At 64.2% G+C, this 23876-nt stretch carries 18 protein-coding genes and 1 riboswitch; of the genes, 7 read left to right on the top strand and 11 right to left on the bottom strand.

The window, feature by feature from the left end:
* The first annotated feature begins 79 nt into the window (after positions 1 to 79).
* Positions 80 to 1455 (top strand): IS3 family transposase gene (locus F0Q04_RS16650; RefSeq protein ID WP_182345607.1). Its coding sequence is split into 2 segments (ribosomal slippage): positions 80 to 569 and positions 569 to 1455, totalling 1377 coding nucleotides; the frame shifts between segments, so codons are not numbered across the junction.
* Between the two features lie 50 nt (positions 1456 to 1505).
* Here F0Q04_RS16650 and F0Q04_RS16645 read toward each other — a convergent pair.
* Positions 1506 to 2486: a thymidylate synthase gene (locus F0Q04_RS16645; RefSeq protein WP_182342208.1), complete on the bottom strand. Its 981-nt coding sequence runs from the start codon at positions 2484 to 2486 to the stop codon at positions 1506 to 1508.
* A 347-nt stretch (positions 2487 to 2833) separates the two neighbouring features.
* Between F0Q04_RS16645 and F0Q04_RS16640 the strand changes: the two genes are divergently transcribed.
* Entirely contained in the window at positions 2834 to 3307 is a 474-nt protein-coding gene (locus F0Q04_RS16640) for a hypothetical protein (protein WP_182342206.1), read from the top strand.
* A 205-nt stretch (positions 3308 to 3512) separates the two neighbouring features.
* On the opposite strand, the gene F0Q04_RS16635 is transcribed toward F0Q04_RS16640, so the two are convergent.
* Together F0Q04_RS16635 and F0Q04_RS16630 are read right to left on the bottom strand one after the other, a co-directional pair.
* Positions 3513 to 4934, bottom strand: coding sequence for an FAD-binding oxidoreductase (locus tag F0Q04_RS16635; RefSeq protein ID WP_182342203.1), 1422 nt, complete (start codon positions 4932 to 4934; stop codon positions 3513 to 3515).
* A 32-nt stretch (positions 4935 to 4966) separates the two neighbouring features.
* Positions 4967 to 5407, bottom strand: a complete 441-nt coding sequence (locus F0Q04_RS16630) for a DUF2069 domain-containing protein (protein WP_182342200.1) — start codon at positions 5405 to 5407, stop codon at positions 4967 to 4969.
* Positions 5408 to 5427: 20 nt separating this feature from the next.
* On the opposite strand from F0Q04_RS16630, the gene F0Q04_RS16625 reads away from it, so the two are divergent.
* A complete protein-coding gene (locus tag F0Q04_RS16625; protein ID WP_232539374.1) occupies positions 5428 to 6822 on the top strand; it encodes a YihY family inner membrane protein in 1395 nt (464 codons plus the stop codon).
* Positions 6823 to 6898: 76 nt separating this feature from the next.
* Here the strand turns inward: F0Q04_RS16625 and F0Q04_RS16620 are convergent, their stop codons facing one another.
* The 4 genes from F0Q04_RS16620 to F0Q04_RS16605 all read right to left on the bottom strand — a co-directional run bounded on the left by F0Q04_RS16620 (position 6899) and on the right by F0Q04_RS16605 (position 10564).
* On the bottom strand, positions 6899 to 7762 hold the full coding sequence (locus F0Q04_RS16620; protein WP_182342195.1) for a PoNe immunity protein domain-containing protein: 864 nt from the start codon (positions 7760 to 7762) through the stop codon (positions 6899 to 6901).
* 217 nt (positions 7763 to 7979) lie between these two features.
* Entirely contained in the window at positions 7980 to 8816 is an 837-nt protein-coding gene (locus F0Q04_RS16615) for an alpha/beta fold hydrolase (RefSeq protein WP_182342192.1), read from the bottom strand.
* Positions 8817 to 8843: 27 nt separating this feature from the next.
* Complete coding sequence (locus F0Q04_RS16610; protein WP_116924212.1) at positions 8844 to 9266, bottom strand: GNAT family acetyltransferase; 423 nt, start codon at positions 9264 to 9266, stop codon at positions 8844 to 8846.
* Complete coding sequence (locus tag F0Q04_RS16605; protein WP_182342189.1) at positions 9266 to 10564, bottom strand: O-acetylhomoserine aminocarboxypropyltransferase; 1299 nt, start codon at positions 10562 to 10564, stop codon at positions 9266 to 9268. Before F0Q04_RS16605 ends, F0Q04_RS16610 begins: the two co-directional genes overlap by 1 nt.
* A gap of 139 nt (positions 10565 to 10703) precedes the next feature.
* Here F0Q04_RS16605 and F0Q04_RS16600 point away from each other — a divergent pair, with 139 nt between their 5' ends.
* Positions 10704 to 11156 (top strand): CBS domain-containing protein, encoded by a 453-nt coding sequence (locus tag F0Q04_RS16600; protein WP_021028721.1) that lies wholly within the window; start codon positions 10704 to 10706, stop codon positions 11154 to 11156.
* A 113-nt stretch (positions 11157 to 11269) separates the two neighbouring features.
* Here F0Q04_RS16600 and F0Q04_RS16595 read toward each other — a convergent pair whose 3' ends face one another.
* On the bottom strand, positions 11270 to 12595 hold the full coding sequence (locus F0Q04_RS16595) for a citrate synthase family protein (RefSeq protein WP_182342186.1): 1326 nt from the start codon (positions 12593 to 12595) through the stop codon (positions 11270 to 11272).
* A gap of 196 nt (positions 12596 to 12791) precedes the next feature.
* On the opposite strand from F0Q04_RS16595, the gene F0Q04_RS16590 reads away from it, so the two are divergent.
* Positions 12792 to 14189 carry a CoA transferase gene (locus F0Q04_RS16590; protein WP_182345746.1) on the top strand — a complete coding sequence of 466 codons (1398 nt, stop codon included), beginning with the start codon at positions 12792 to 12794 and terminating at the stop codon, positions 14187 to 14189.
* Between the two features lie 48 nt (positions 14190 to 14237).
* Positions 14238 to 15341, top strand: a complete 1104-nt coding sequence (aroC, locus tag F0Q04_RS16585; protein WP_116924209.1) for a chorismate synthase — start codon at positions 14238 to 14240, stop codon at positions 15339 to 15341.
* A gap of 78 nt (positions 15342 to 15419) precedes the next feature.
* Here aroC and nrdR read toward each other — a convergent pair whose 3' ends face one another.
* The 3 genes from nrdR to F0Q04_RS16570 form a co-directional block, all read right to left on the bottom strand.
* Positions 15420 to 15911: a transcriptional regulator NrdR gene (gene nrdR, locus F0Q04_RS16580; RefSeq protein ID WP_116924208.1), complete on the bottom strand. Its 492-nt coding sequence runs from the start codon at positions 15909 to 15911 to the stop codon at positions 15420 to 15422.
* A gap of 20 nt (positions 15912 to 15931) precedes the next feature.
* Positions 15932 to 17176 carry a serine hydroxymethyltransferase gene (glyA, locus tag F0Q04_RS16575; protein ID WP_182342183.1) on the bottom strand — a complete coding sequence of 415 codons (1245 nt, stop codon included), beginning with the start codon at positions 17174 to 17176 and terminating at the stop codon, positions 15932 to 15934.
* Between the two features lie 57 nt (positions 17177 to 17233).
* A riboswitch (ZMP/ZTP riboswitch) is annotated at positions 17234 to 17396 on the bottom strand.
* A 159-nt stretch (positions 17397 to 17555) separates the two neighbouring features.
* Positions 17556 to 18530 carry a lytic transglycosylase domain-containing protein gene (locus F0Q04_RS16570; RefSeq protein WP_182342181.1) on the bottom strand — a complete coding sequence of 325 codons (975 nt, stop codon included), beginning with the start codon at positions 18528 to 18530 and terminating at the stop codon, positions 17556 to 17558.
* A 1243-nt stretch (positions 18531 to 19773) separates the two neighbouring features.
* Here F0Q04_RS16570 and F0Q04_RS16565 point away from each other — a divergent pair.
* Positions 19774 to 23763, top strand: coding sequence for a DUF748 domain-containing protein (locus F0Q04_RS16565; protein WP_420093987.1), 3990 nt, complete (start codon positions 19774 to 19776; stop codon positions 23761 to 23763).
* Positions 23764 to 23876 lie beyond the last annotated feature (113 nt).

Genomic DNA, 23876 nt, shown 5'->3' with positions numbered 1-23876 from the left:
ATCCCCTTTCAGCAAAACGCCCGCGATTTGAACTGCACCCCAAAAGTTGGACATCCATCCAACCTTTGGGGTGTTTTTCATGGCGAAGTACGACGAGAGTTACAAGCTGGAAGTTGTCCAGGGCTACGTGCAGGGGCAGCATGGGTTCAGAGCACTGGCCCATGCTCACGGTCTCGACCAAGCGACAGTGCGACGTTGGGTAAAGAGCTACCAGCAGCATGGCCTATCAGGGTTGCGCAAGAAGTTCAGTCGCTACAGCGCTGACTTCAAACTGGCAGTGTTGCAGCGGATGTGGCGAGATGATCTGTCTGCACGAGAGACGATTACCTTGTTTGATATCCGGGGTGGCACGGGTGTCATCAGCGCCTGGGAGCTGCAATATCACGACGGTGGGCCGCAAGCACTTGCACCCCGGCCAAGAGGACGCTCCAAGAAGATGCCAAACCCACCCACAGCCAAGCCCGCACAGGCACAAGCAGTTATGTCTGCGGACGACACGCGTTCGCACGCAGATTTGCTCAAAGAGGTGAAGTACCTGCGCGCGGAGGTGGCGTACCTAAAAAAATTGGAGGCCTTGGTTCAGGCGAAAAAACAAGCTGCGCAGAAAAAGCGCGGATAGTGCTTGAGCTAAGGCCAGATCACGACCTCAAGGACTTGCTGCGGGCAGGTAAGCTGGCGCGCAGCACCTTCTATTACCAGGCTCAAGTGCACAGGAGAGGCGACAAATACGCTGAGCTCAAGGCTCAGATCCGATCTGTCTACGAGCTTCACAAAGGACGCTATGGCTATCGGCGTATTGCGCTTGAACTCAAGCGCAATGGCTGTCATGTGAACCACAAGAGCGTGCAGCGCCTGATGCAGGTAATGGGGATGAAGTCCCTGGTTCGGCCCAAGAAATATCGCTCCTATCGCGCCGGGCAGCACGCGGACGTGGCCAATGTGTTGCAGCGCCAGTTCATGGCCGAGCAGCCTAACCAGAAATGGGTGACGGACGTGACAGAGTTCAACGTCTTGGGTAAAAAGCTATACCTGTCGCCTGTCATGGATCTATTCAATGGCGAGGTGGTGAGCTATCAGATGAATACGCAACCGCGCTTGAAGATGGTGGGTGACATGTTGCGCAAGGCGCTAGGCAAGCTGGGCAGGGAGGAAAAACCATTGCTGCATTCCGACCAGGGCTGGCAGTACCAAAGTCGTGCCTATCGCCGCTTGCTGGCCGATCATGGCCTGGTGCAAAGCATGTCACGTCGGGGCAATTGCTTGGATAACGCAGCGATGGAGAGCTTCTTCGGAACCTTGAAGTCCGAGTTCTTCCACCTCAACAAGTTCAGCAGTGTGGCGCAGCTTCAAGAAGGTCTTCACCACTACATCCATTACTACAATCACCAACGCATCAAGCTAAAACTAAAAGGCCTGAGTCCGGTGCAATACCGGATTCAGGCCTTCAGTCCCTAGCTTCCAACTGTCCAACTTCTTGGGGTCAGTTCAATTGCGGGCGTTTTTGTTTACACCGCCATCGGCGCCGTCAACGGCGCATGGTGCTGGTAGCCTTCCAGCCAGAAGTCCGAAGGCTCCACCTTCTCCAGCCACTCCGGCTCGTATTGGCCGGTCACCGCATAGTCGGGGATGCGGTCCGACAGCACCAGCTGGGGCGACTCAAAAGGCTCGCGCTTGAGCTGCTCTTGCAGCATGTCCAGGTGGTTCTCGTAGATGTGGGCATCACCGATGAAATAGGTAAACCAGCGCGGGGTGTAGCCACTCAGGCGCCCCATCAGGTGCAGCAGCGCGGCGCCTTCGGTGAGGTTGAAGGGGGTGCCCAGGCCCACATCATTGCTGCGGATGTACAGGCACAGCGAGATCTCCCGCTTGCTCTGGTCAACCAGGAACTGGTAGAGCAGGTGGCAGGGCGGCAGGGCCATTTCTTCGAGCTGGGCCCAGTTCCAGCCGTGGAAGAGAATGCGGCGGCTGCCCGGGTCGGTCATGATGGTGTCCAGGCACTGGCGCAGCTGGTCGATGGCCTTGTAGAGCACGATCTGGCGCTTGCCGTCTTCGGCCACTTCCCCGATCTGGGTGTAGCCCTTGGCCAGCGCGTCGGCCACCTGGGCGGCGCCTTGGGGCTGGGCCTGGTCGATCAGCTTGTAGGCCGGCCATTGGCGCCATTGCACGCCGTAGACGGGGCCCAGGTCGTCGGCCTCCAGGCGGTAGGGGTTGGCCAGCCAGGCCTGGTTTTCATTGGCGTTCTGGTCCCAGACCTTGCAGCCCAACGCGCGGAAATCGGCAGCGCTGCGCGCCGCACGCAGAAAACCCACCATCTCGCCGATGGCCGATTTGAAGGCCAGCTTCTTCGTGGTGACAGCCGGAAAGCCTTGCTGCAGATCAAACTTGAGCATGGCGCCGGGCATGCTGAGCGTGCGGATGCCTGTGCGGTTGGACTGCCAGGAGCCTTGGTCCAGAATGCTCTGGACGAGTTGGAGGTATTGCTTCATGTTCTTCTGGCCTGATCGAGAGTGGGGCCTGGCCGCCCCTGGAGCGCCGAGGCGCTGCCTGGCCCGGTGCGATATGGGCGCACTGCGAGGGCGGGGCTGGGGGCAAGGCCCAAAGGGCCTACTGTACGATGCCTGCGTTTTTTGCGTAGGCCGTAAGGATAAGCCCACGTGGGTGATGGCGGCGGCCGCCCTTGCGGCCCAAAAATTGGTGTAGGGTGTCGGCTTTGGCGCCCGGGCCCACCGGGGCCGGCGGTGCATGGCCGTGGCAAGCACAGGTGGGCAGCGGGACATCGACAGTTTGCCTGGCGCAGGAGAGGGCGCGGCAAACGCACCAAGGACACCTGACTATGTGGATGATGACGAAAAAATGGGGCCTGGCCCTGGGCGCTGCTGCGGCGCTGGCACTGGCGGGTTGCCAGACCATGCCCGCTGGCGGCAACCCCAGCGGCCAGCAGGCCTGGAACCAGCTGCAGGCCCAGGTGGGCCAGTACCCGCAGGATGCCGCTTTCTTGCAGCAAGGCGTGATGGCTGCGCGCATGCAGCACCTGCTGGGCGAGCACCGCGCCGCCTTCATGCAGAACCTGCAGGTGAGCGGGCCGCTGAGCAAACAGGGCTCCGTTTACTACATCACCGGCAACCGCCAGCACGATGGTGGCCACAATGCCGCCGCCGTGGCGCTGGATGCCAAGAGCAACACCATGCGCATCTGGTGGCTGCAGGACGGCCAGCCGCGTGTGGTGCAGGACCCGGGCGCAGCGTTTTCCTGGCCCAAGGATGTGAACCAGATGATCAGCAACGCGGTGGGCACGCCGGCGTCGTGATGCTTCCATAAACAAAACAGGGCGGCACCTCTGCGAGGGCCGCCCTGTTTTGTTTTGGCGCTGGGTTTTAGGAGCTGCTAACACGACCCAGCAAACCGAAGGTTTGCGGTTGAGACGAGGCGTCAAGCTGCAGGCAGTACAGTAGTACGACAAGGCTTGGCGCGGCCGGCGAGGCAACGACGTATCAAGGGTTGTGCTAGTGGCTCTAAGCGCGTGTGATCATGGCATGCGGGTTCATAATGTTCTGCGGGTCCAGCGCAGCCTTCACCGCCCGCATCATCGACAGGGCCACTGGCGACTGGTACTGCGGCAAGGTGTCTACCTTGAGCGTGCCAATGCCGTGCTCGGCCGAGATGGAGCCGCCAAAGGCGGCCACTGCGTCATAGACGATGTGGTTGACCTCGTGCTCGCGCTCGTCGAGAAATTGCTTGGCGTCTCCGCCCTCGGGTGCCTGCACATTGAAGTGCAGATTGCCGTCGCCCAGGTGGCCGAAATTGACCAGGCGCATGCCCGGCACCTTGTCGTTCAGCACCTGGGTGGCATGCTCGACAAACTCCGGGATGCGCGAGATGGGCACGGAGATGTCGTGCTTGATGTTGAGGCCTTCCTCGACCTGGGCGAGCGGAATGCTCTCGCGGATATGCCAGAGGTTGTGGGCCTGGCCCAGGTTCTCGGCGACCACGGCATCGAGCACGATCTCTTGCTCGAATGCCGCTTCCATCAAGGCTTCAAAGCGGCTGCGGGCATGCTCTTCCGATTCGCTGTCGGAGTTCTCCAACACCACGGCATAGGGGAAGGCGGGGTTGTCGATAAAGGGCACGCGCAGCTGGGGCATGTGCTTGTCGACCAGGGTGAGCGCAAAGCGGTTCATCACCTCAAAGCCGGTCAGACCCGCGCCCAGGTACTGGTGCGCCAGCGCCAGCAGGCGCACGGCAGCATCGAACGACGGCAGCGCCGCCCAGGCGGTGAGCTGGCTCGCGGGCAAGGGGTAGATCTTCATCGTCGCTGCCGTGATCACGCCCAGGGTGCCTTCGCTGCCGATGAAGAGGTTGCGCAGGTCGTAGCCGGTGTTGTCCTTGCGCAGGCCCTTGAGGCCGTTCCAGATCTCGCCCTGGGCGTTGACCACTTCGAGGCCCAGGCACAGTTCGCGCGTATTGCCATAGCGCACCACCTGGGTGCCGCCGGCATTGGTGCCCAGGTTGCCGCCAATGGTGCAGCTGCCTTCGGCGGCCAGCGACAGCGGGAACAGATAGCCCTGGCTCTCGCAGCGCTCCTGCAGGGTCTGCAGGATGCAGCCGGCCTCGACGGTGACGGTCAGGTTGTCCTTGTCGATCGCGCGGATCGCCTGCATGCGCCCCAGGTTCAGCACCACCTGCTGGCCCGAGGTATCAGGCGTGGAGCCCACGACCAGGCCGGTGTTGCCGCCCTGGGGCACGATGGAGGTGCCGTTGGCCGCGCAGGCCTTGACGACGGCGGCCACTTGCTCGGTCGTGGCGGGGCGCACCACCGCCAGCGCCTTGCCGTGGACGCGGCGGCGCCAGTCCTGCTCATAGGCCGTCAGGTCGCCCTCGGTAAGCACATGGGCATCGCCCACAATCTGGCGCAAGCTCGCAATCAGGTCGGTCATCGGAAGTCTCAGCAAATAAAAAGAAATCGGTTCTAGGAAGCGGCTGCGGGCTGGGCGGCCGGGGATGCGGCGCGCAGGCGGCCCCGGATATGCAGCACGCAGGCGGCAAACAGCAGCAGGCACAGTGCGATCTCGGCCAGCGCGCACCAGCGGCTGGGCGGCGCATCACCCCAGGCGCGCACCACGCCCTCAATAAAATACAGCCACACCAGAAGGCTCAGCCAGCGGTAGGTATACATGCGGCGCTTGAGCAGGCCGGCGAGCGGAATGCACAGCGGCAAGGCCTTGAGCACCAGCCAGGAGCCGCCCGGCCGCAGCGGGGCCAGCCACAGCTCCCAGGCCAGGCACAACAGCACCAGGCCCAGCAGGGACGCCACGGCCAGCCAGCGCGAAAACTGCGCCGCTGCCCTGGCCGGGGCAGGCGTTACCAAATCAGGCAGATTTGCGGCGGGTTCAGGGGTCGATGCAGGCATGGAAATGGCATCATATCGGTATGTACGTCAGTGATGAGAAAAACGCAGCATCTTTGCAGGTGCAACCGCGCCAGGGATGGGCTTTGTGGTGGCAGCAATTTGCTGCGTTTCCCTGGCGCAATACCGTCAATACCTTGCGCACGCGCTTTGGCGAGGACCGCCTGGGCCTGACGGCCAGCAGCCTGACCTTTACCACCATGCTGGCACTGGTGCCTTTCTTCACGGTGGCGTTGGCGCTGCTCACCGCTTTCCCGATGTTTGCCACGGTCGAGGCGCAACTGCAGCGCTGGCTGATCGAGAGCCTGATCCCCAGCACCATCGCCAGCCAGGTGCTGGGCTACATCACGCAGTTTGCCTCCAAGGCCAGCCGCCTGGGCCTGGCGGGCCTGAGCTTTTTGCTGGTGACGGCGCTGGCGCTGATATTGACGATGGACCGCACGCTCAACAACATCTGGCGCGTGCGCCAGCTGCGGCCACTGGGCCAGCGGGTGCTGATCTACTGGGCGGCCATGTCGCTGGGCCCGCTGGTGCTGGCCTCCAGCCTGGTGCTGACCTCGTCGGTGGTGGCCGCTTCGCGCAGCGCGATGGGCGAGCTGCCCTACCTCATTCGCCTGGCCTTTGATTCGCTGGAGTTTGTGCTGCTGGCATCGGGTGTGACCGCCATGTACCGCTATGTGCCCAACACCCATGTGCGCTGGCGCGATGCACTGGCCGGCGGGCTGTTTGTGGCCGTGGGCATCGAGGTGGCCAAGAAGGTGCTGACCCTGTACCTCGTGCATGTGCCGACCTATTCCACCATCTACGGCACCTTTGCCACCTTGCCGATCTTGCTGATCTGGATCTACGTGGCCTGGGTGATTGTGCTGCTGGGTGCCGTGGTGGCCGCCTACCTGCCCAGCCTGCTGGCCGGCGTGGCGCGGCTGCCGCTGGCGCAGAGCTGGGATTTTCAGCTGGCGCTCGAATGCCTACGCGCGCTCAACCTGATGCGCTACCAGCCCGAGAAGGGCCTCTACCTGCACCAGCTTGCCACCCGAATGCAGGTGGAGGATGTGCAGCTGCACCGCGCGCTCGATGTGCTGTGCCAGCTCGACTGGGTGGGCGCCGTCGTCGATGTGGATGAGCGCCGGACCAGCACGGGAGCCACCGAGAGCCAGCATGACATGCGCTATGTGCTGCTGATCGAGCCCGCGCAGACCCTGGCTGCGCCGCTGGTCAGTGCACTGATGCTGGACCGCAACGAGGCCACCGAGCCCTTGTGGTGGCACAGCGGTCTCGACCAGATCGCGCTCATTGCACTGCTGGAGCGCCGCCAGTGGCTGCCGGAGGAGGTGCCTGCGCAAGAGGTGGAAGCAGTAGCGCAGGAGTTGGAGCCTGCGCTGGGTGATGAGACCCAAGCCCTGCAGCCCAGGGCTTGAGGGCAGTTTGATCGCTGAGAGGGGCTGCCCATCAGCGGCCTACCTGATGGCGATGCGCAGAGATCGCTGAAGCCGCTCAGTGGGCGGCGAAGCTTGCCTCATTGAAGGCCAGGCGCTGGCGCGCCAGCGCCACCATGTCGGCGGGGTAGCTGCTGTAGGCGGTCAGGGTGCTGTCGTCCAGCTCGTACAGCACCACCAGGGCGGCGACTTCCCAGGCCCAGCGCGGGTGGTGCTCGCCCATGCCAATGAGCCGGCCAATGGCGGCCAGCGCAGGGTGCAGCTGGCTGCTGTAGTTCTCGTCCAGATAGGCTTGCAAGGGCTCGGTGCCCAGCTCGGACTGCTCGAAGAAGGCGGTCAGATCGGCATAGGGCTTGGGGCAGAAGACCTGGGCGGAGGCTTCGTCCTTTTCACAGGCGACGGCGCTCAGGTAGTCGAGCAGGCAGTCACAGCGGTTGCCCAACAGACGCTCGACAATGCCGGGAATCAGCTCCTGGCGCTCGAGCAATACCGGCAGCGCCAGCAATTGCACGGCGGCCGGGTAGCTGTTGGAGGCGGGGTTGATGGGTTGGCGCGCTTGCGCCGGTGCTGCGGCATCGCTGCGCATGAAGACCGCATACTCATTGCACCAGTGCAGCACATGCTCGAACAGGCTTTCCATCGCGCGAGGCGGCAGCCCCCGGCTGTAGGCCAGATCCAACAGCGCCAGCGATTGCAGCGCCGCGCGGCACCAGCCAGCCCGGGCAGCGCGTTGGCTGTCGGCGTCCAGATCCTGCACATCCAGACCATAGTAGCCATGGCTGGAGAATTCATGCAGGCTTGACAACTGGTCCGCCCAGGTCTCTGCCCATCGCTCCAGGTCCATGTCCACGCGTGGCCGCAGCAGATGCCAGGGTTGCGCCTGGCAGTGTTGCAGCAAACAGGGAAGGGCCTTGTATTGCATAAGTCGTATGTATCGGGTCTGCAGCTTTTCAGGTGCAGCTGTCTGGGCCTCCATCGGCCTGGCAGATAGGCTAACGCATTTGATGCCCGCATTGCGGCATTTTTTGCGGTGGCTTACGCCTTCTTACGCCAGATACATACTTGATATTCTGCTATAAAAACAAAAGCAATATCGCAATTGCAAAGCTGATAGCGCGACGGATCGCTGCAGCAGGCCCTCAGGCGGGAAGCTGCGGCGCTGCGGCCTGTGCCTGCAGAAAATGGTGGATCGCAAACAGGGTCGCGTCGGGTGACTCGGTCATCTGGTTGTGGCCGCTGGGCACCATCTGGACCTGCACCTGCTTGCCAGCGGCTTTGGCGGCGTCCACCAGGCTGCGCGCGGCGCGGGCAGGCGTCATCTGGTCTTGCTCGCCCAGCACAAACAGCACCGGGCAGGCGAGGGCGGCCATCGCAGCTTGGCCATTGCGGTAGCTATCGCAGGCCACAAAGCCGGTGTGCAGCAGGTTGGTGTCGCCGTTGCTGGCCTGCACGCGGCGGGCCAGCGCCATGCCGGCGCCAAATACCCAGCTGCCCGCGCCTGAGGGTGGGGCCAGGGTTGCGCGCGAGAAGGTCTGCACCATGGCAATCGCCTGGTCGGTAGCGCTGAGCGCTTGCTCGAGCAGAGCGGGGGCGACCTTCATCGGGTCGGCCGTGCCGACCAGCACCAGGTGGCTGATACGCGCGCCCAGGCGTGCGGCCGCTTCCATCGCTATCAGGCTGCCCCAGCTGTGGCCGATAAGGGCCGCCTGCTGCAGGCCTGCGGCATCGAGCAGCTGCGCGATGATCTCGGCCGCTTCTTCCACCGTGCGCGGCGCGGCGCCGGCACTTTTGCAGTGGCCGGGCAGATCGATGGCCAGCACGTTCCAGCCATGGTTGGCCAGGTAGCGGCTTTGCAGCGCCCAGACGCTGTGGTCGCACAGCACGCCGTGGATAAAGATGGCAGTGGGCTGGTTCGCATCCAGCGCCTTGCCGCCGGTGTAGGCATACAGGTCGGCACCTTGTACTTGGATTTGCATGTCTGTGCTCCGATGGTGTGGCTGAGGCTAGATGTCGGCAATCAGGCGTTTGCCCAGGCTCACGGTCTGGTCGTTGGCATAGCCCAGGCTTTCGTAGAAGGCGATGACCGCTTCGTTGCCGGCGCGCACCTGCAAGTTGAGCTTGGGGCAGCCCAGCGCCGTGAGCTCGGCTTCGGCCCGCTGCATCAGCTGGCGCGCATGGCCCTGGCGCTGGTGCCGGGGGTGCACGGCCAGGTAGTTGATCCAGCCGCGGTGGCCGTCGTAGCCGACCATGATGCTGGCGATCACCGCGCCTTGTTCATCGACACCGACCCAGAACAACTCGGGCGAGACGCTCTGCTTGCGCGCAATGTCCTTGTGCGGGTCGTTCCAGGGGCGGGTCAGGCCGCAGTCGTTCCACAGCTGAACGACGGCAGGCGCATCTTGCAGTGCAAAGACACGGATTTCCATCATGCGGCCTTCTCTGCGGCCTTGAGCGCGCGCTTCAAGTCATCGATCAGGTCGTCGGCGTCTTCTAGGCCGATGGACAGGCGGATCGTGCCCTGGCTGATGCCCGCTTGCGCCAAGGCGTCGTCGTGCATGCGGAAATGCGTGGTGCTGGCCGGGTGGATGACCAGCGAGCGGCAGTCGCCGACATTGGCCAGGTGGCTGAAGACCTTGAGCGTCTCGATGAACTTCTTGCCCTGGTTGCGGTTGCCGGCAATGTCAAAGCTGAACACCGAACCTGCGCCGCGCGGCAGCAGCTTTTGCGCCAGCGCGTAGGAGCTGTGGCTCTCCAGCATCGGGTGGCCCACGCGGCTGACCATCGGGTGGCTGGCGAGGAACTGCACCACTTTTTCGGTGTTGCGCATATGGCGCTCCATGCGCAGCGGCAAGGTCTCGATGCCTTGCAAGATCAGCCAGGCGCTGTGCGGGCTCATGCAGGCGCCAAAGTCGCGCAGGCCTTCGCGCCGCGCGCGCAGCAAGAAGGCGCCGGTGGTCGATTCCTCGCTGAACACCATGTTGTGAAAGCCGTCATAGGGCTCGGTCAGCTCGGGGAAGCGGCCCGACTTTTCCCAGTCAAAACTGCCGCCGTCGACCACGATGCCGCCAATGACGGTGCCGTGGCCGGAGAGAAACTTGGTGGCCGAGTGGTAGACGATGTCGGCGCCATGCGCAAAGGGCTTGATGAGCCAGGGCGAGGTCAAGGTGGAGTCGACCAGCAAGGGCACGCCGGCCTCATGGGCCATGGCCGAGACGGTGGGGATGTCCAGCACATCGAGGCCGGGGTTGCCGACGGTCTCGCCAAAAAACAGCTTGGTGTTGGGCCGCACCGCAGCGCGCCAGCCGTCGATATCGCCGGGTTGGACAAAGGTGGTCTCGATGCCAAAGCGGGCCAGGGTGTAGTGCAGCAGGTTCTGGCTGCCGCCATAGAGCGCGGTGCTGGCAACGATATGGCTGCCCGCGCCCATCAAGGTGGCAACCGACAGGTGCAGCGCGGCCTGGCCGCTGGCCACCGCGATCGCGCCCACACCGCCTTCAAGTGCCGAGACGCGCTGCTCCAGCACCGCATTGGTGGGGTTGCTGATGCGGCTGTAGACATGGCCGGGCCGCTCCAGATTGAAGAGGCTGGCTGCGTGGTCGCTCGACTCGAAGACGAAGGAGGTGGTCAGGTGGATGGGGACGGCGCGAGCCCCGGTGGCCGGGTCCGGCTGGGCGCCAGCGTGCAGACTCAGGGTGTCAAAGCCGGGGTCGGTGTAACCGGGCATGGCGTATCTCCGCGATGTTGTCGTTCTGGACGGGCATTGTCGGCTATATTTAGCAGACCTGGGCGGGCAGGCCTGTCGCCGATGCGTGTGCACGCAGGTGGGCCCCGCCAGCATCGGAGAACGGTACAAGGAGACACCCATGAAAGTCAGCGATATCCTCCGCCTCAAAGGCAACACTCTCTACACGGCCAGCGTCAACGACCCTCTGGGCGACGCGATCCAGACCATGGCGGAGAAGGACATTGGCTCACTGGTGGTGATGGAGCACGGCGATGTGGTGGGCATGTTGACGTTCCGCGAGGTGATCGTGGCCATCGTCAACAACGGCGGCACTGCAGGCAATATCCTTGTGCGCAGCGTGATGGACGACGCACCGCTTACCTGCACGATGGAAACCGACATGGACGAGGTGCGCCGCATGATGCTCGACCGCCATGCCCGCTACATGCCGGTGATGGACAAGAAGATGCTGATGGGCGTGATCAGCTTCTACGACGTGGCCAAGGCCGTCGTCGACAGCCAGAATTTCGAGAACAAGATGCTCAAGGCCTATATCCGCGATTGGCCGGTGGAAGGCGAGACGGATTCTTGATGGGGGACCGGCGCAGCTTGGCGGCTGAGCCGGCGACTTCCACAACCGCTACTGCAGCGGCCCGCGAGGCCGCTTTTTTGCGCCTTTGCTTTGGAACAGATGCTGGGTATTGGTCAGAAACGGATGATGCGCCCGGGGATGCGGCCGACCGTGTTATCGGTGGAGGCTGGGTTCTCAGCCTGAGCATCTGTTTGCGCTGGCAGGCCCACATACTGGGCGCGGGGGCGGATCAATTGGCCGCTGTCGCGCTGCTCCAGCGCATGGGCCAGCCAGCCTGCCGTGCGGCCCAGTGCAAACAGCACAAAGGCAGCGCCCGCGGGCAGGCCCAGGCCGCGCTGGATGGCGACCAGCGCATAGTCCAGGCTGGGGTGCAGGCCGGTTTGGCGGTGCACTGTTGCCAGCAAGGCATTGCGGTGCGCATCGGCCGGCAGCAGGCTGATGAGGCGCTGGCTGCGCGGGTCGCCTGCCGGGTAGAGCGGGTGGCCAAAGCCTGCGCAGTAATGCGGGCTGCCATGGGTGCGGGTGTCGGCCAGCAGCTGGGTGAGCGATGGGTGCAGTGCATCGCCAGCCCGTGGCGCCGCATGCCAGTCGTCCCAGTGCTGGTCGATCACCGCCGTCATCCCCCCGTGCAGTGGGCCGGTCAGCGCGGCGAGACCTGCGCCCAGACTGGCATGCAGGCTGGCGCCGGTTGATGCGACCACCCGGGCTGCAAAGCTGGAGGCATTGAGCTCATGGTCGGCGCACAGCACCAGCGCCTGGCGCAGGGTGCTTTCGCCGGCGGCATCCACACGCCAGAGTGCAGCGAGCTGCTGGTGGACCAGCCGTTCGGCCTGGGGCGGCGCAGCACCAGGAGGCGGCGGCAGCCCCGTCAGCACCCACAGCATCTGCTGGAGCAGCGGCCGGGGCCAGCCGGGGCTGGCCAGCGTGGGCTCGCTGGTGGGCAGGCTGTGCCAGGCGCTGAGCGCCTGGTCGGGTGACCGGGGTTGTGGCACGGGCGATGCTGCGGACGCCTTGGTCGGGGCCATGCGGGCGCTGCTGGACTGCGCCGCGATGGGCTGGCCCAGCAGCAGCGCGGCGGTGTCTTCCAGGCTGGCGTGCTGCGCCCATTGCAGGGCATCGCGCCCCCGGTAGTACAGCTGGCCTTGGGCCACCTGTGTGATGGCCGAGCGCAGCACGGGTGTGCCCCAGTCGAGGGTGGAGCGGGCGAGCTGCGCGGGGTTGCGCACGGTGTGCCGCTGGCGCGCGAGGCGCTGCACATCGATGCGGGCATAGACATGGCCGCGCAGGCCCGGTTGGCGGTGCGCCTGTAGCAGGCCCCGGCTGACATAGGCGTAGAGGCTGGCGCGCTGCACACCCAGCATCGCGGCGGCCTGCTGGCTGCTGAGCCAGGGGCTGTCGTCTTCGGAAGGTGGGGTGGGAGAGGGACGTGAAGCAACCATGGGCCATGCTACTGCAAGGCGAGTTGAATGGTATGTGTATCGGCCCAATCAAGATTGACCCCGGGGTGCGGCAGGTATGCAATGGCGGCCATGTGCCAACCAGGAGAACGTCTTGCCAACTACTAACAACCACAGCCCCACCAGCCACCACCTGGCGCAGCAATCGCTGCATGCGGCCATACAGGCCAGCGTGCACATGCTCTGGCAGCAAGCGGGCCTGCCAGCGCAGGCTTTGGAGCAGGGCGCTTTGGCGCTCAGCGGCGATGGCGCTGCCTACCCCTCGAGTTTTTGCCTGGATGTGGCAGCGCCTGCGGCCGTGGCGGCCAGCGGCCTGGCCAGTGCCTTGTTGTACCAGCGCCGCCAGCAGCGGGCCATGCCCCAGTTCCAGGTGGATGTGGGCCATGTGCTGGCCGAGTGCAGTGGCTATTTCACCTTGGACGGCGAGCAGCCCAACCTGTGGGCGCCCATCTCGGGCCTCTATGCCTGCGGCGCCGATGTGGGCGAGCCGGGCTGGCTGCGCATCCATGCCAATTTTGACCACCACCGCGATGGCGTGTTGCGGCTCCTGGGCCTGCCCACGGGCGCTGCCACCACGCGGCAGCAGGTGGCGGACGCGCTCCAAGGCTGGACGGCGCAGGCAGCGGAGGAGCGCGCCGCAGCGCTGGGCCTCGTGGTGGCAGCTGCGCGCAGCCCTGAGGCCTGGCAGGCCCATCCCCAAAGTGCGGCGGTGGCCGCGCAGCCCTTGCTGTCGATCACGCAGTTGGACAGCGACCAGCCCGCCGCGCCCCGCGATGGGCCCGCGCCTGCCCAGCACCGGCCGCTTGCTGGCCTGCGCGTGCTGGACCTGACCCGCATTCTGGCGGGGCCCGTGGCAGCCCGCAGCCTGGCGGCGCAAGGGGCCGATGTGCTGATGCTCAATGGGCCGGGTCTGCCCAATATCGAGGCCATTGCCGATATGAGCCGGGGCAAGCGCTCGGCCTTGCTGGATCTGAAAACCCCGGCAGGCCAGCAAAAGATGGCCGCGTTGCTGGATCAGGCCCATGTGCTGCTGCAAGGCTACCGGCCGGGCGCGCTGGATGCGCTGGGGCTGGATCCGCAGTCTGCCGCCCGGCAGCGGCCGGGCATCGTCTATGCCAGCCTGTCAGCCTATGGCCGCAGCGGCCCCTGGGCCGACCGGCGCGGCTTTGATTCGCTGGTGCAGACCGTCTGCGGCATCAACTGGGCCGAAGGCCAGGCGTTTGGCAGCGCGGGGCTGCGGGCGCTGCCGCTGCAGATTCTCGATTACAGCGCGGGCTTTTTGCTGGCCTTTGGCATCCAGGCTGCGCTCTACCGCCAGGCAAAGCAGGGCGGCAGCTGGCATGTGCAGGTGTCGCTGGCACGCGTCGCACAGTGGTTGCAGTCCATGGGCCAGCGGCCGGTAGCCGCTGCGGCGGCTACGGCACCCAGCGGCGCGCCGCCCGACGCCTATCTGGAAGAGATGGACACTGGCTTTGGCCGCCTGCGTGCGGTGCGCCACAGTGCGGTGCTGCAGGGTCTGCCAGGCGGCTGGCCCCATGCCGGCCAGCCGCCCGGCGGTGACCCGCCCCGCTGGTGAGCCCTGTGGGGCTGCGTGGGGCACCGGCATCAGTGATAATGGCGGGCTATGAGCGGCAATACCTTCGGCACCTTATTTACTGTTACCAACTTTGGCGAATCCCATGGCCCCGCGATTGGCTGCGTGATTGACGGCTGCCCACCGGGCATGGCGTTGAGCGAGGCAGATATCCAGCAGGACCTGGACCGCCGCCGCCCCGGCACCAGCAAGTTTGTCACCCAGCGCAATGAGCCCGACAGCGTGGAGATCCTCTCGGGCGTCTACGAGGGCAAGACGACGGGCACGCCGATTGCGCTGCTGATCCGCAATACCGACCAGCGCAGCAAGGACTACTCCAATATTGCGCAGAGCTTTCGCCCCGGCCATGCCGACTATGCCTACTGGCACAAGTACGGCATCCGCGACCCGCGTGGTGGTGGCCGCTCCTCGGCCCGCCTGACCGCGCCCACCGTGGCCGCTGGCGCTGTGGCCAAAAAGTGGCTCAAAGAGAAGTTCGGTACCGAATTCCGCGCCTGCATGCTGCAGGTGGGCGAGGTGGCCCTGCCTTTTGAGGACTGGTCGCATGTGCCTAACAACCCGTTTTTTGCGCCGGTGGCCGATGTGACCCGCTATGAAGACTATATGGATGCGCTGCGCAAGGCGGGCGACTCCTGCGGCGCGCTGATCCGCGTGCAGGCCAGCGGCGTGCCGGTCGGCCTGGGCGAGCCGCTGTATGACAAGCTCGACGCCGACATCGCCTACGCGATGATGGGCCTCAACGCCGTCAAGGCGGTCGAGATTGGTGCCGGTTTTGACAGCGTGGCCCAGCGCGGCACTACGCATGGCGACTCGCTCAGCCCCCAGGGCTTTCGCAGCAACAATGCCGGCGGCATTCTGGGCGGCATCAGCACTGGTCAGGACATCGAGATCCGCATCGCCATCAAGCCCACCAGCTCGATCATCAGCCCGCGCGAGTCCATCGATACCGAGGGCAAGAGTACCGAGGTCATCACCAAGGGCCGGCATGACCCCTGCGTGGGCATCCGCGCCGCACCGATTGCCGAGGCCTTGCTGGCCATGGTGCTGATGGACCATGCGCTGCGCCACCGCGCCCAGAACAGCGATGTGGTGCAGGCGGTGGGGCCGATTGCCGCCGAGGCGCCGCAAGACTGACAAGGCGCAGCCCGGGCCGGCTCCGTGGCTGGTCTCCAAAGAAAAATGCGAACCCAGGGGTTCGCATTTTTTTGTGCCTCAGTCCTTTTTACGGGCGCTGTCTTTCCTGGGCTCGGGCGGCGGGGTCGTTACCTCGTCGACGATGGACTTGAACTGGTCAATGTCCTCGAAGCTTCGGTAGACGCTGGCATAGCGGATGTAGGCCACCTTGTCGAGCTTTTGCAGCTCGGCCATGACCAGCTCGCCGATCAAATGCGTCTGTACCTCACGCGCACCCAAGGTGCGCAGCTTGTCCTCGACATGCTCGAGCGCCAGGTCCACCTTGTCGATGGGGACCGGGCGCTTGCGCAGCGCCAGGCTGAACGAGCCGCGTAGCTTGCTGCGGTCGTAGTCGATGCGCCGGCCGTCCTTTTTGACGATGACTGGCAGGCTGACCTCAGGCCGCTCATAGGTGGTAAAGCGCTTTTCGCAGTTGCCGCACTGGCGCCTGCGCCGTACAAAGCCGCCGTCTTCTGCAACACGGGTCTCCACCACCTGGGTATCGGGATGGCTGCAGAAGGGGCATTTCATAGGCGCGGGCGCAGGTCAGATCAGCGGTAGACGGGGAAGCGTGCGGTCAGGGCGTTGACCTTGGCGCGCACGGCAGCGATGTTGGCCTCGTCCCGTGGGTTGTCCAGCACGTCGGCGATCAGGTTGGCCGTGAGGCGCGCTTCTTCGTCCTTGAAACCACGGGTGGTCATCGCGGGCGTACCGATACGGATACCGCTGGTGACCATCGGCTTTTCCGGGTCGTTGGGGATGGAGTTCTTGTTGATCGTCATGTGGGCAGCGCCCAGCACGGCTTCGGCTTCCTTGCCGGTGATGCCCTTGGCGCGCAGGTCCACCAGCATCACGTGGCTTTGGGTGCCGCCAGAGATGATGCGCAGGCCGCGCTCGGTCAGGGTCTCGGCCACGATGCGGGCGTTGGTCTTGACCTGCTGGGCATACTGCTTGAACTCAGGCGTCAGCGCCTCCTTGAAGGCCACGGCCTTGGCTGCGATCACGTGCATCAGCGGGCCGCCTTGCAGGCCGGGGAACACGGCCGAGTTGATGGCCTTCTCGTGCTCAGCCTTCATCAGGATGACGCCACCGCGCGGGCCGCGCAGGCTCTTGTGGGTGGTGGTGGTCACCACGTCGGCGTGGGGCACGGGGTTGGGGTATTCGCCAGCGGCGATCAGACCGGCATAGTGGGCCATGTCCACCATGAAGATCGCGCCCACATCCTTGGCCACCTTGGCAAAGCGGGCAAAGTCGATTTCCAGCGAGTAAGCGGATGCGCCAGCGATGATCAGCTTGGGCTTGGTCTCGTGCGCCTTCTTTTCCATGGCGTCGTAGTCCAGCTCTTCCTTTTCGTTCAGGCCGTAGGAGACGACGTTGAACCACTTGCCGGAGATGTTCAGTGGCATGCCATGGGTCAGGTGACCGCCTTCGGCCAGGCTCATGCCCATGATGGTGTCGCCGGGGTTGAGGAAAGCCAGGAAAACCGCTTCATTGGCCGATGCGCCGCAATGGGGTTGCACATTGGCTGCATCAGCGCCAAACAGTTGCTTGACGCGGTCGATGGCCAGCTGCTCGGCGATATCGACAAATTCGCAGCCGCCGTAGTAGCGCTTGCCGGGGTAGCCTTCGGCGTACTTGTTGGTCAGCTGGGTGCCCTGGGCCCACATCACGGCAGGGGAGGCATAGTTTTCGCTGGCGATCAGCTCGATGTGCTGCTCTTGGCGCTGGTTTTCGGCCTGGATGGCCGCAAAGAGTTCTGCGTCGGTCTGTTCGACAAGGATGTTACGTTGGTACATGGCGGTCGTTGGAGTCAGAAGTGAGCCCTGCCTGCCAACAGTGAGGTTGGCGAAAACAGGGGCTGCCCAGGCGCACGGCTAACACGTGGCGGGTGCGGGGGGCGATGCGCTCGCCCTGGCACTGCACGGTACGCTCCCCGGTGGTTGCTGCAGGCCGGGCCTGCATTCCACGTCAACAATCCGGTCATACAGATGTCTATCGCCAGTCGCGTACCCGGCTAGTGTAGCCGAGGCGGCGCAGGCTTGCCGCAATGGCTTGATCGCCAAGGCGGGTTAAGAACCGGTTCTTGGAGCCATCGTCAAGGCCTGCAAAAACAAAAGCACCCGGCTGGGTGCTTGTGCGAAGAGGGCGAAGTGGGCAATGAGCCGGAGGGGCAGATCAGGAACCCATGGCCACGGCGGTGGCCTCGGCCTTGGCCGCTGCTGGCAGCGCGGCTTGCTTGTCGGCCAGGGCCACGGTTTCAGAAGCGTTGCCTGCAGCTGCGCTGTTGCTGGCGGCCTTGGCCTTGTCGGCCACGGTACCGGCTGCGGCGGGCGTATCCGCCTGGGCCGACAGCGAAGGCTTGGCAGCGGGGGCCACCGGTGCCTTGGGCGTGTTGCTGCGGCCTTCGGCCACTTGCTTGATGCGGAAGTGCTCGGCCATCACCTTGGCGGCGTAGCCCCCGTCGGTCGGCAGGTTGGCTGCGCCCACATAGTATTTGAGGCCGCCTTCGAGCGAGCCTGCGCGCTCGATGCACTCCTGCAGCACCTTGACGCCCACGCGCAGATTGGTCACCGGGTCAAAGGCTGCAAAGTGGCCGCCGAAGTGCTCGTACTTGTCGGTGTGAATCTTGGTCATCACCTGCATCAGGCCTTGCGCACCCACCGAGCTTTGGGCAAAGGGGTTGAAGCTTGACTCCACGGCCATGATCGCCAGGATCAAGGTGGGATCCAGCTTGGTTTCCTTGCCCACGAGGTAGGCTTCGGAGACGAGCACGGCCAGTGGCTCTGGCGCCACGCGGTATTTCTTGGCCAGCCAATAGGCCACATTGGCCTGGTTGCGGGGCAATTGCTGGGGGTTGCTGGCGGTGGCACGGTCCACGGCCGCCACCATGGCGGCATCGTCGCCATTGGATGCGTCCGCATCGGCACCTGCCAGGTCAACGGCTGGCGCATGCGTGCGGGCCTGCAGCCAGCTGCGCAATTGCGCCTCGCCGGCGTGGCGCAGGTCATCACGCGACACCAGGGTGAGGGCGCAAAACGCCACTACCAGACCAATCAAAGCAAAACTGTTGTGTGCCATGGTCATCAGACCACGGCTGATGGTGGCGCTTAAAGAGCGCGCACCGGCATCCACTTGCGCGGGAGCCGTCATAGGGATTTTTCCTTTCTAAGTCCCGCCACCTCCAACAAAGAGCCCGGCGGATAGTGCACCGGGCTGGGGTTTGGCAGGGTGGAGCCGCACTGTCCTGTGCGGTCTCCGGCAGGCTGTCTGCGTTGCAGACGGCCCTTGTCGTTTCAAGCACGCTCTTGCGTGTCAGGGGCTACGATCAAAACACCGTGAGGGGTGTTGACTAAAAAATCAGCAATCAATGCAATGGGCTGAATTCTAGAAGCTTGCTTAATACTCGGTCAACACTATTGAATTAAAAAATGAGAAAAAAAAGTAATAAAAAAACGTGTATAGCGGTTCACCGCAGGGCCGTATCCGGGCTGGGGCGGTAGCCGCCCCTGCAGCGGGGATGGCAGGCAGAAAAAGCACCGGATCAGGGGCCTGTTGGGGACCCCGTTTTATGGGTTCAATAGCTTATATTTAATCTTTTAAATACATTGATTGATATAAAGGATGCAGCAAAAAGTCAATCTTTATCAAATGCTGCGCGGCTGTTGTGCTCTGTTTTTGGTGTAGCGAGTCGCTCCATTTGCGTTTTTGCAGCCTAGGAGGGAGCCCGGGTGCCGCCTGCCAATAGCTGCAAGGAACCGTTGCCGGCCGCGCAAAACACTGGCCTGATTTGGGCGGGCAGGTCTTGGTCATCATGCGGTCATCTGCGCACGCACAAATTTCACATCAAAAGGCCAAAAAACTGTATAAAAACCAGGATAAAACAGCCAATAACCCATGGCTACATCAGGTTTTTGGCATTTATACCTGGGTGAAAAATAGATGGACGCAAAAAAGCAAGGCCTGGCGTTGTGTTTTTACGGCTCCGCGCTGCGGTTTGGCATGCCGCAGTGTGAAAAGCACGGCGGTGTCCAGGGCGGGCGGACGGGCGGATGCCCGATCCGGCTGTTGGATCCGTGCATCGCGGCAGCGCCCCCTGCTGCTCTCGACCCTGGCCGTGGTGTTACTACAGGGCGCGCCTCCATAGAAACTGCGTCTGTCCTCTATATATAGAGAGGCACACCGTTTCCTGGGGGCAACCTGCAAGAATTGAACGATTGTGAACCAGCTACCGATGCCGCTTTTGTGTGCTATGCCAGCACCGCTACAGCGGCTTATTTGTGCACAATGGATCTTGGGCCTGCCATGGCTGCCATGGGGTGGGCCGTACTGACTCAGAGTGAGGATCATCGCCGTGAGCGAAACGCAAGAAACAAACAAGAAAAGGGTCGTCGCGATGCGCTGGTTGCGCCGGCTGGGATGGTGCCTGCTGGCGCTGCTGCTGCTGTGGGCGCTGTCGTGGCTGCTGCTGCCCTGGCTGCTGCGCACCCAGGGCGAGAAGCTGGGCACGGAAAAACTCGGGCGGGCGGTGCATATCGGTGCGGTGGAGTTCAAGCCCTGGTCGCTGGAGCTGACCGTGCGCGATCTGCAGATCGCCGGGCCCCAGGCCGACAGCGCGGCAATGCTGGCGGTCGAGCGCATCTATGTGGATGCTGATATCCAGTCGGTGTTCAGGCTCGCACCGGTGCTCGATGCCATCCAGGTGGACAAGCCGGTGCTGCGCATCGCGCAGACCGCCCCCGGAAAATTTGATTTTGACGACATACTGCAAAAGCTGCGCAGCCCTGAGCCCAAAGCCGATGACGGCAAGACGGCGCACTTTGCGCTCTACAACATCGAGCTCAAAGACGGGCAGGTGGCCTTGCGCGATGACACGGTGGGCCAGACCCATGAACTCCAGGGTCTGCAGCTGGGCATTCCCTTTCTGAGCAACCTCGAATCCAAGCGCGAGATCAAGGTGCTGCCCCAGCTGGCCTTTGTGCTCAATGGCAGCCAGTTTGCCAGCCATGCCGAGGCCACGCCTTTTGCTGATGACCGCAAGGCCGAGGCCAAGTTTGCGATCAAGGACCTCGACCTCCAGCCCTATCTGGCCTATATCCCCGCGTCCTTGCCCGTCAAGCTGGTGGCCGGCGTGCTCAATGCCGACCTGGCTCTGGCCTTTGAACAACGTGAAAAGACACAGGTGCGCCTGAGCGGCGAGGTGCATGCCAGCGCTGTGCAGTTGCACGACGCGGCCAACGGCGAATTGCTGGGCTGGGAGCGGCTCGATGTGCAACTGGCCGATGTGCAGCCCTTGCTGGGGCAGGTGCATATCGCCCAGCTGGCGCTCGATGGGGTGCAGCTGTCGCTCAAGCGGGGCAAGAATGGCCAGCTGAGCCTGCTCGATGCCCAGGGCCAGGCACTGCCGCGCCGGGCTGAGGATGCCCCGCAGGCCGCCAAGTCCACAGAAACCGCTGCCGCCGCAGACAAGGCAGAGCCTGCAACCTCCGTGGCCAGTGCAGATGGTGCAAGCCCCGAAGCGAAGGATGACAAGGCTGACAAGGCCGACAACGCGGACTCTCAGGCAGTCGCTGCAGAAGCTGGCGCATCCGCAGGCAAAGCCAGCAGCGGCCAACCTGCCTGGTCGGTGCGGGTCGATGCGCTCAAGCTCAGCCGTCTCAAGGGAGTCTGGGTCGATGAGAGCGTGCCACTGCCCGCGCGCGTGCAGCTCGATGACTTCAGCATGGAGGCGCAGCAGATTGCCTGGCCCTTCAAGCAGCCTTTCAGTTTTGAGGGTTCGTCGGGGCTCTCGGGTGCGCAGGGCGTGCCGTCTACCGGCCGCCTGGTGTTCTCGGGCAAGGCGACCGACCAGATGGCCGAGGTGGATGTGACCACCACGGGCCTGCCGCTGCAGTTGGGGGCTTCTTATTTGACCGGCGTGATTGAGCCGGGCCTGCTGGGCACGATAGACAGCGAGATGCACCTGAGCCGCCTGGGCGCGGCGCTGAAGCTGACGCTGGCGCAGATGCGCGTATCGGACGTGGCCCTGCAGTGCAACAGCAAGGCCAACTGCGCGCCGCCCCATGGCCCGGCCATCGGCCTCAAGGGCAAGAACAACCTGCTGGAGCTGCGCCAGCTGCTAGTCAAGGATGCCGTGCTGGACACCGAAGCCCAGCAGGTCAAGCTCGGCTCGGTGCAACTGGTTGAGCCGGTGCTGGGCGTCTCGCGCGCCAAGGACGGCCGCATGATGTTTGAAGACTGGCTCGTGGCATCGCAGGCCCGCCAGAGCGAGGCCAAGGCGCCCGCAAAGCCTGCTACTTCTAGCAAGGCCGCAGCCAGCAAACCCTGGGATGTGCAGCTGGATGTGATCGCGATCAAGGGCGCCCAGCTCGCCTTCCAGGATGAATCGACCGCACGCAAGGTCGCCTTTCGCCTGACCGGCTGGGATCTGGAGCTGCGCGACTATGCGCCGCTGGCGGCCAAGGCCAAGCCCTCGCCGCTCAAGCTCTCGGGCCGGATCGGCAGCGGCCGCGCCGAGCCCGGCCGCATCGCCTATGACGGCAGCCTGGGCCTGGCGCCAGTGTCGGCCGTGGGGCGTCTGAATGTGAGCCAGCTGCCCGTTCACGCCTTTGAGCCCTATGCGGCGGCTCTGCTGCCGGTGCGCCTCGTGCGCGCGGATGCCAACTTCCGGGGCACGGTGGACTTCAGCCAATCGGACAAGGGGCCGGTGCTGCATATCAAGGGCGATGCTGGGCTGGATGATGTGCGCGTGCGCCCCCTGGTGGCCGCCGCAGCGCTGGCCAGAGGTGATGATGCCAGTGATGACGATGGCAATGGCGCCAGCGAGACCGGCCGCAAAGCGGCTGCACCTGTTGCCAACCGGGGTACAGGTACCTTGGGCATTGGGTTGATGGGGGCGGGCGATGACCTGCTGAACTGGAAGCTGCTGAGCCTGCGCGCCCTGGCCGTGGACATGGTGCCGGGCCAGCGCATGAAGGTGCAGGTCGGCGAGACGGCCTTGACCGACTTTTATGCGCGCCTCGTGGTGCAGGAGAACGGCAAGCTCAATCTGCAGGACCTGGGCGGCAGCAGTGCTGCGGGCGCTGGCAATGCGGCGGAGCCATCCGAAGGCGTGGTGGTCGAGGCCTCGGGCGGCGCGGCAGTCAGCCCACCGGCCTCGCCTGCCAGCCCCGAGCCAGCCACCGGCCCGATTATCGACATGGGGCCGATCACGCTGGCCGGCGGTACCGTCAAGTTCAGCGACCAGTTTGTGCGGCCCAACTACTCGGCCGACCTGTCCGAGCTGGCCGGGCGCATGGGCGCGTTTTCGTCCGAGCCGACGGCCGGCCAGTTGCAGCTGGCCGAGCTAGAGCTGCGCGGCAAGGCAGAAGGCACCGCGTCGCTGGAGATCACCGGCAAGCTCAACCCGCTGGTCAAGCCGCTGGCGCTCAATATCCATGGCAAGGTGCGCGATCTGGAGCTGTCTCCGCTGACGCCCTACAGCATCAAGTACGCCGGCCATGGCATCGAGCGCGGCAAGATGAGCGTGGATGTGCAGTACGACGTGACGCCCGAGGGCATGCTGACGGCCAGCAACAAGCTGGTGCTCAACCAGTTGACCTTTGGCGATGCGGTGCAGGGCGCGCCAGCGAGCCTGCCGGTCAAGCTGGCTGTGGCCTTGCTGGCCGACCGCAATGGCGTGATCGACCTGGACCTGCCCATCAGCGGCTCGCTCAATGATCCGCAGTTCCGCCTGGCGCCGATCATCTTCAAGGTGATTGGCAACCTGATCATGAAGGCGGTGACCTCGCCCTTTGCGCTGCTCTCGGGCGCCTTTGGTGGCGGCAGCGAAGCCAGCCATGTGCCCTTTGCCCCCGGCAGTGCGGTGCTGGATGCGGACAGCAAGCAAAGCCTGGATAAGGTGGCCAAGGCGCTGGAAGACCGCCCGGCGCTGCAGCTGACCGTTGCCGGCCAGGCCGATCTGGAGCGCGAGAAGGACGGCTGGCGCAAGGCCCGCATCGATGACCTGGTGCTGGCGCAAAAGCGCCGCAGCGCTGTGCGCGCCGGTGGCAAGCCTGAAGACGTGCAGGCCGTGAGCGCTGCCGAGTACCCCGCCTTGCTCAAGGAGGTGTACAAACGTGCCGATATCCAGAAGCCGCGCAACCTGGTGGGCATGGCCAGCGACATCCCGGTGGCCGAGATGGAAACCCTGCTGCTGACCAGCATCAGCGTGCCCGACAATGCGATGCGCGAGCTGGCGCTGGCCCGGGGCGTGACGGTGCGTGACTACCTGGCCAGCAAGGGCGTCAAGTTGGAGCGCCTCTTCCTGGGCAATGCCAAGACCGAGGGCTTTGGTGAGGACAAGGACTGGACGCCGCATGCCGAGCTCAGTCTGGCGCCGCGCTGAGCGCTGACACACCATTGAACAAGGGCTGGGCCGCAGGGCGCCAGCCCTTTGTTTTTGGCCATGCTGCGGCCGAATTACCTGATAGCGATGCCCGTGTGCTTGGAGTCCTTGCC

It is taken from the genome of Comamonas koreensis, assembly GCF_014076495.1.
GTDB lineage: Bacteria > Pseudomonadota > Gammaproteobacteria > Burkholderiales > Burkholderiaceae_C > Comamonas > Comamonas squillarum.
Note: the sequence above shows the minus strand (reverse complement) of the source record. Positions and strands in the feature narration are given on the sequence as shown.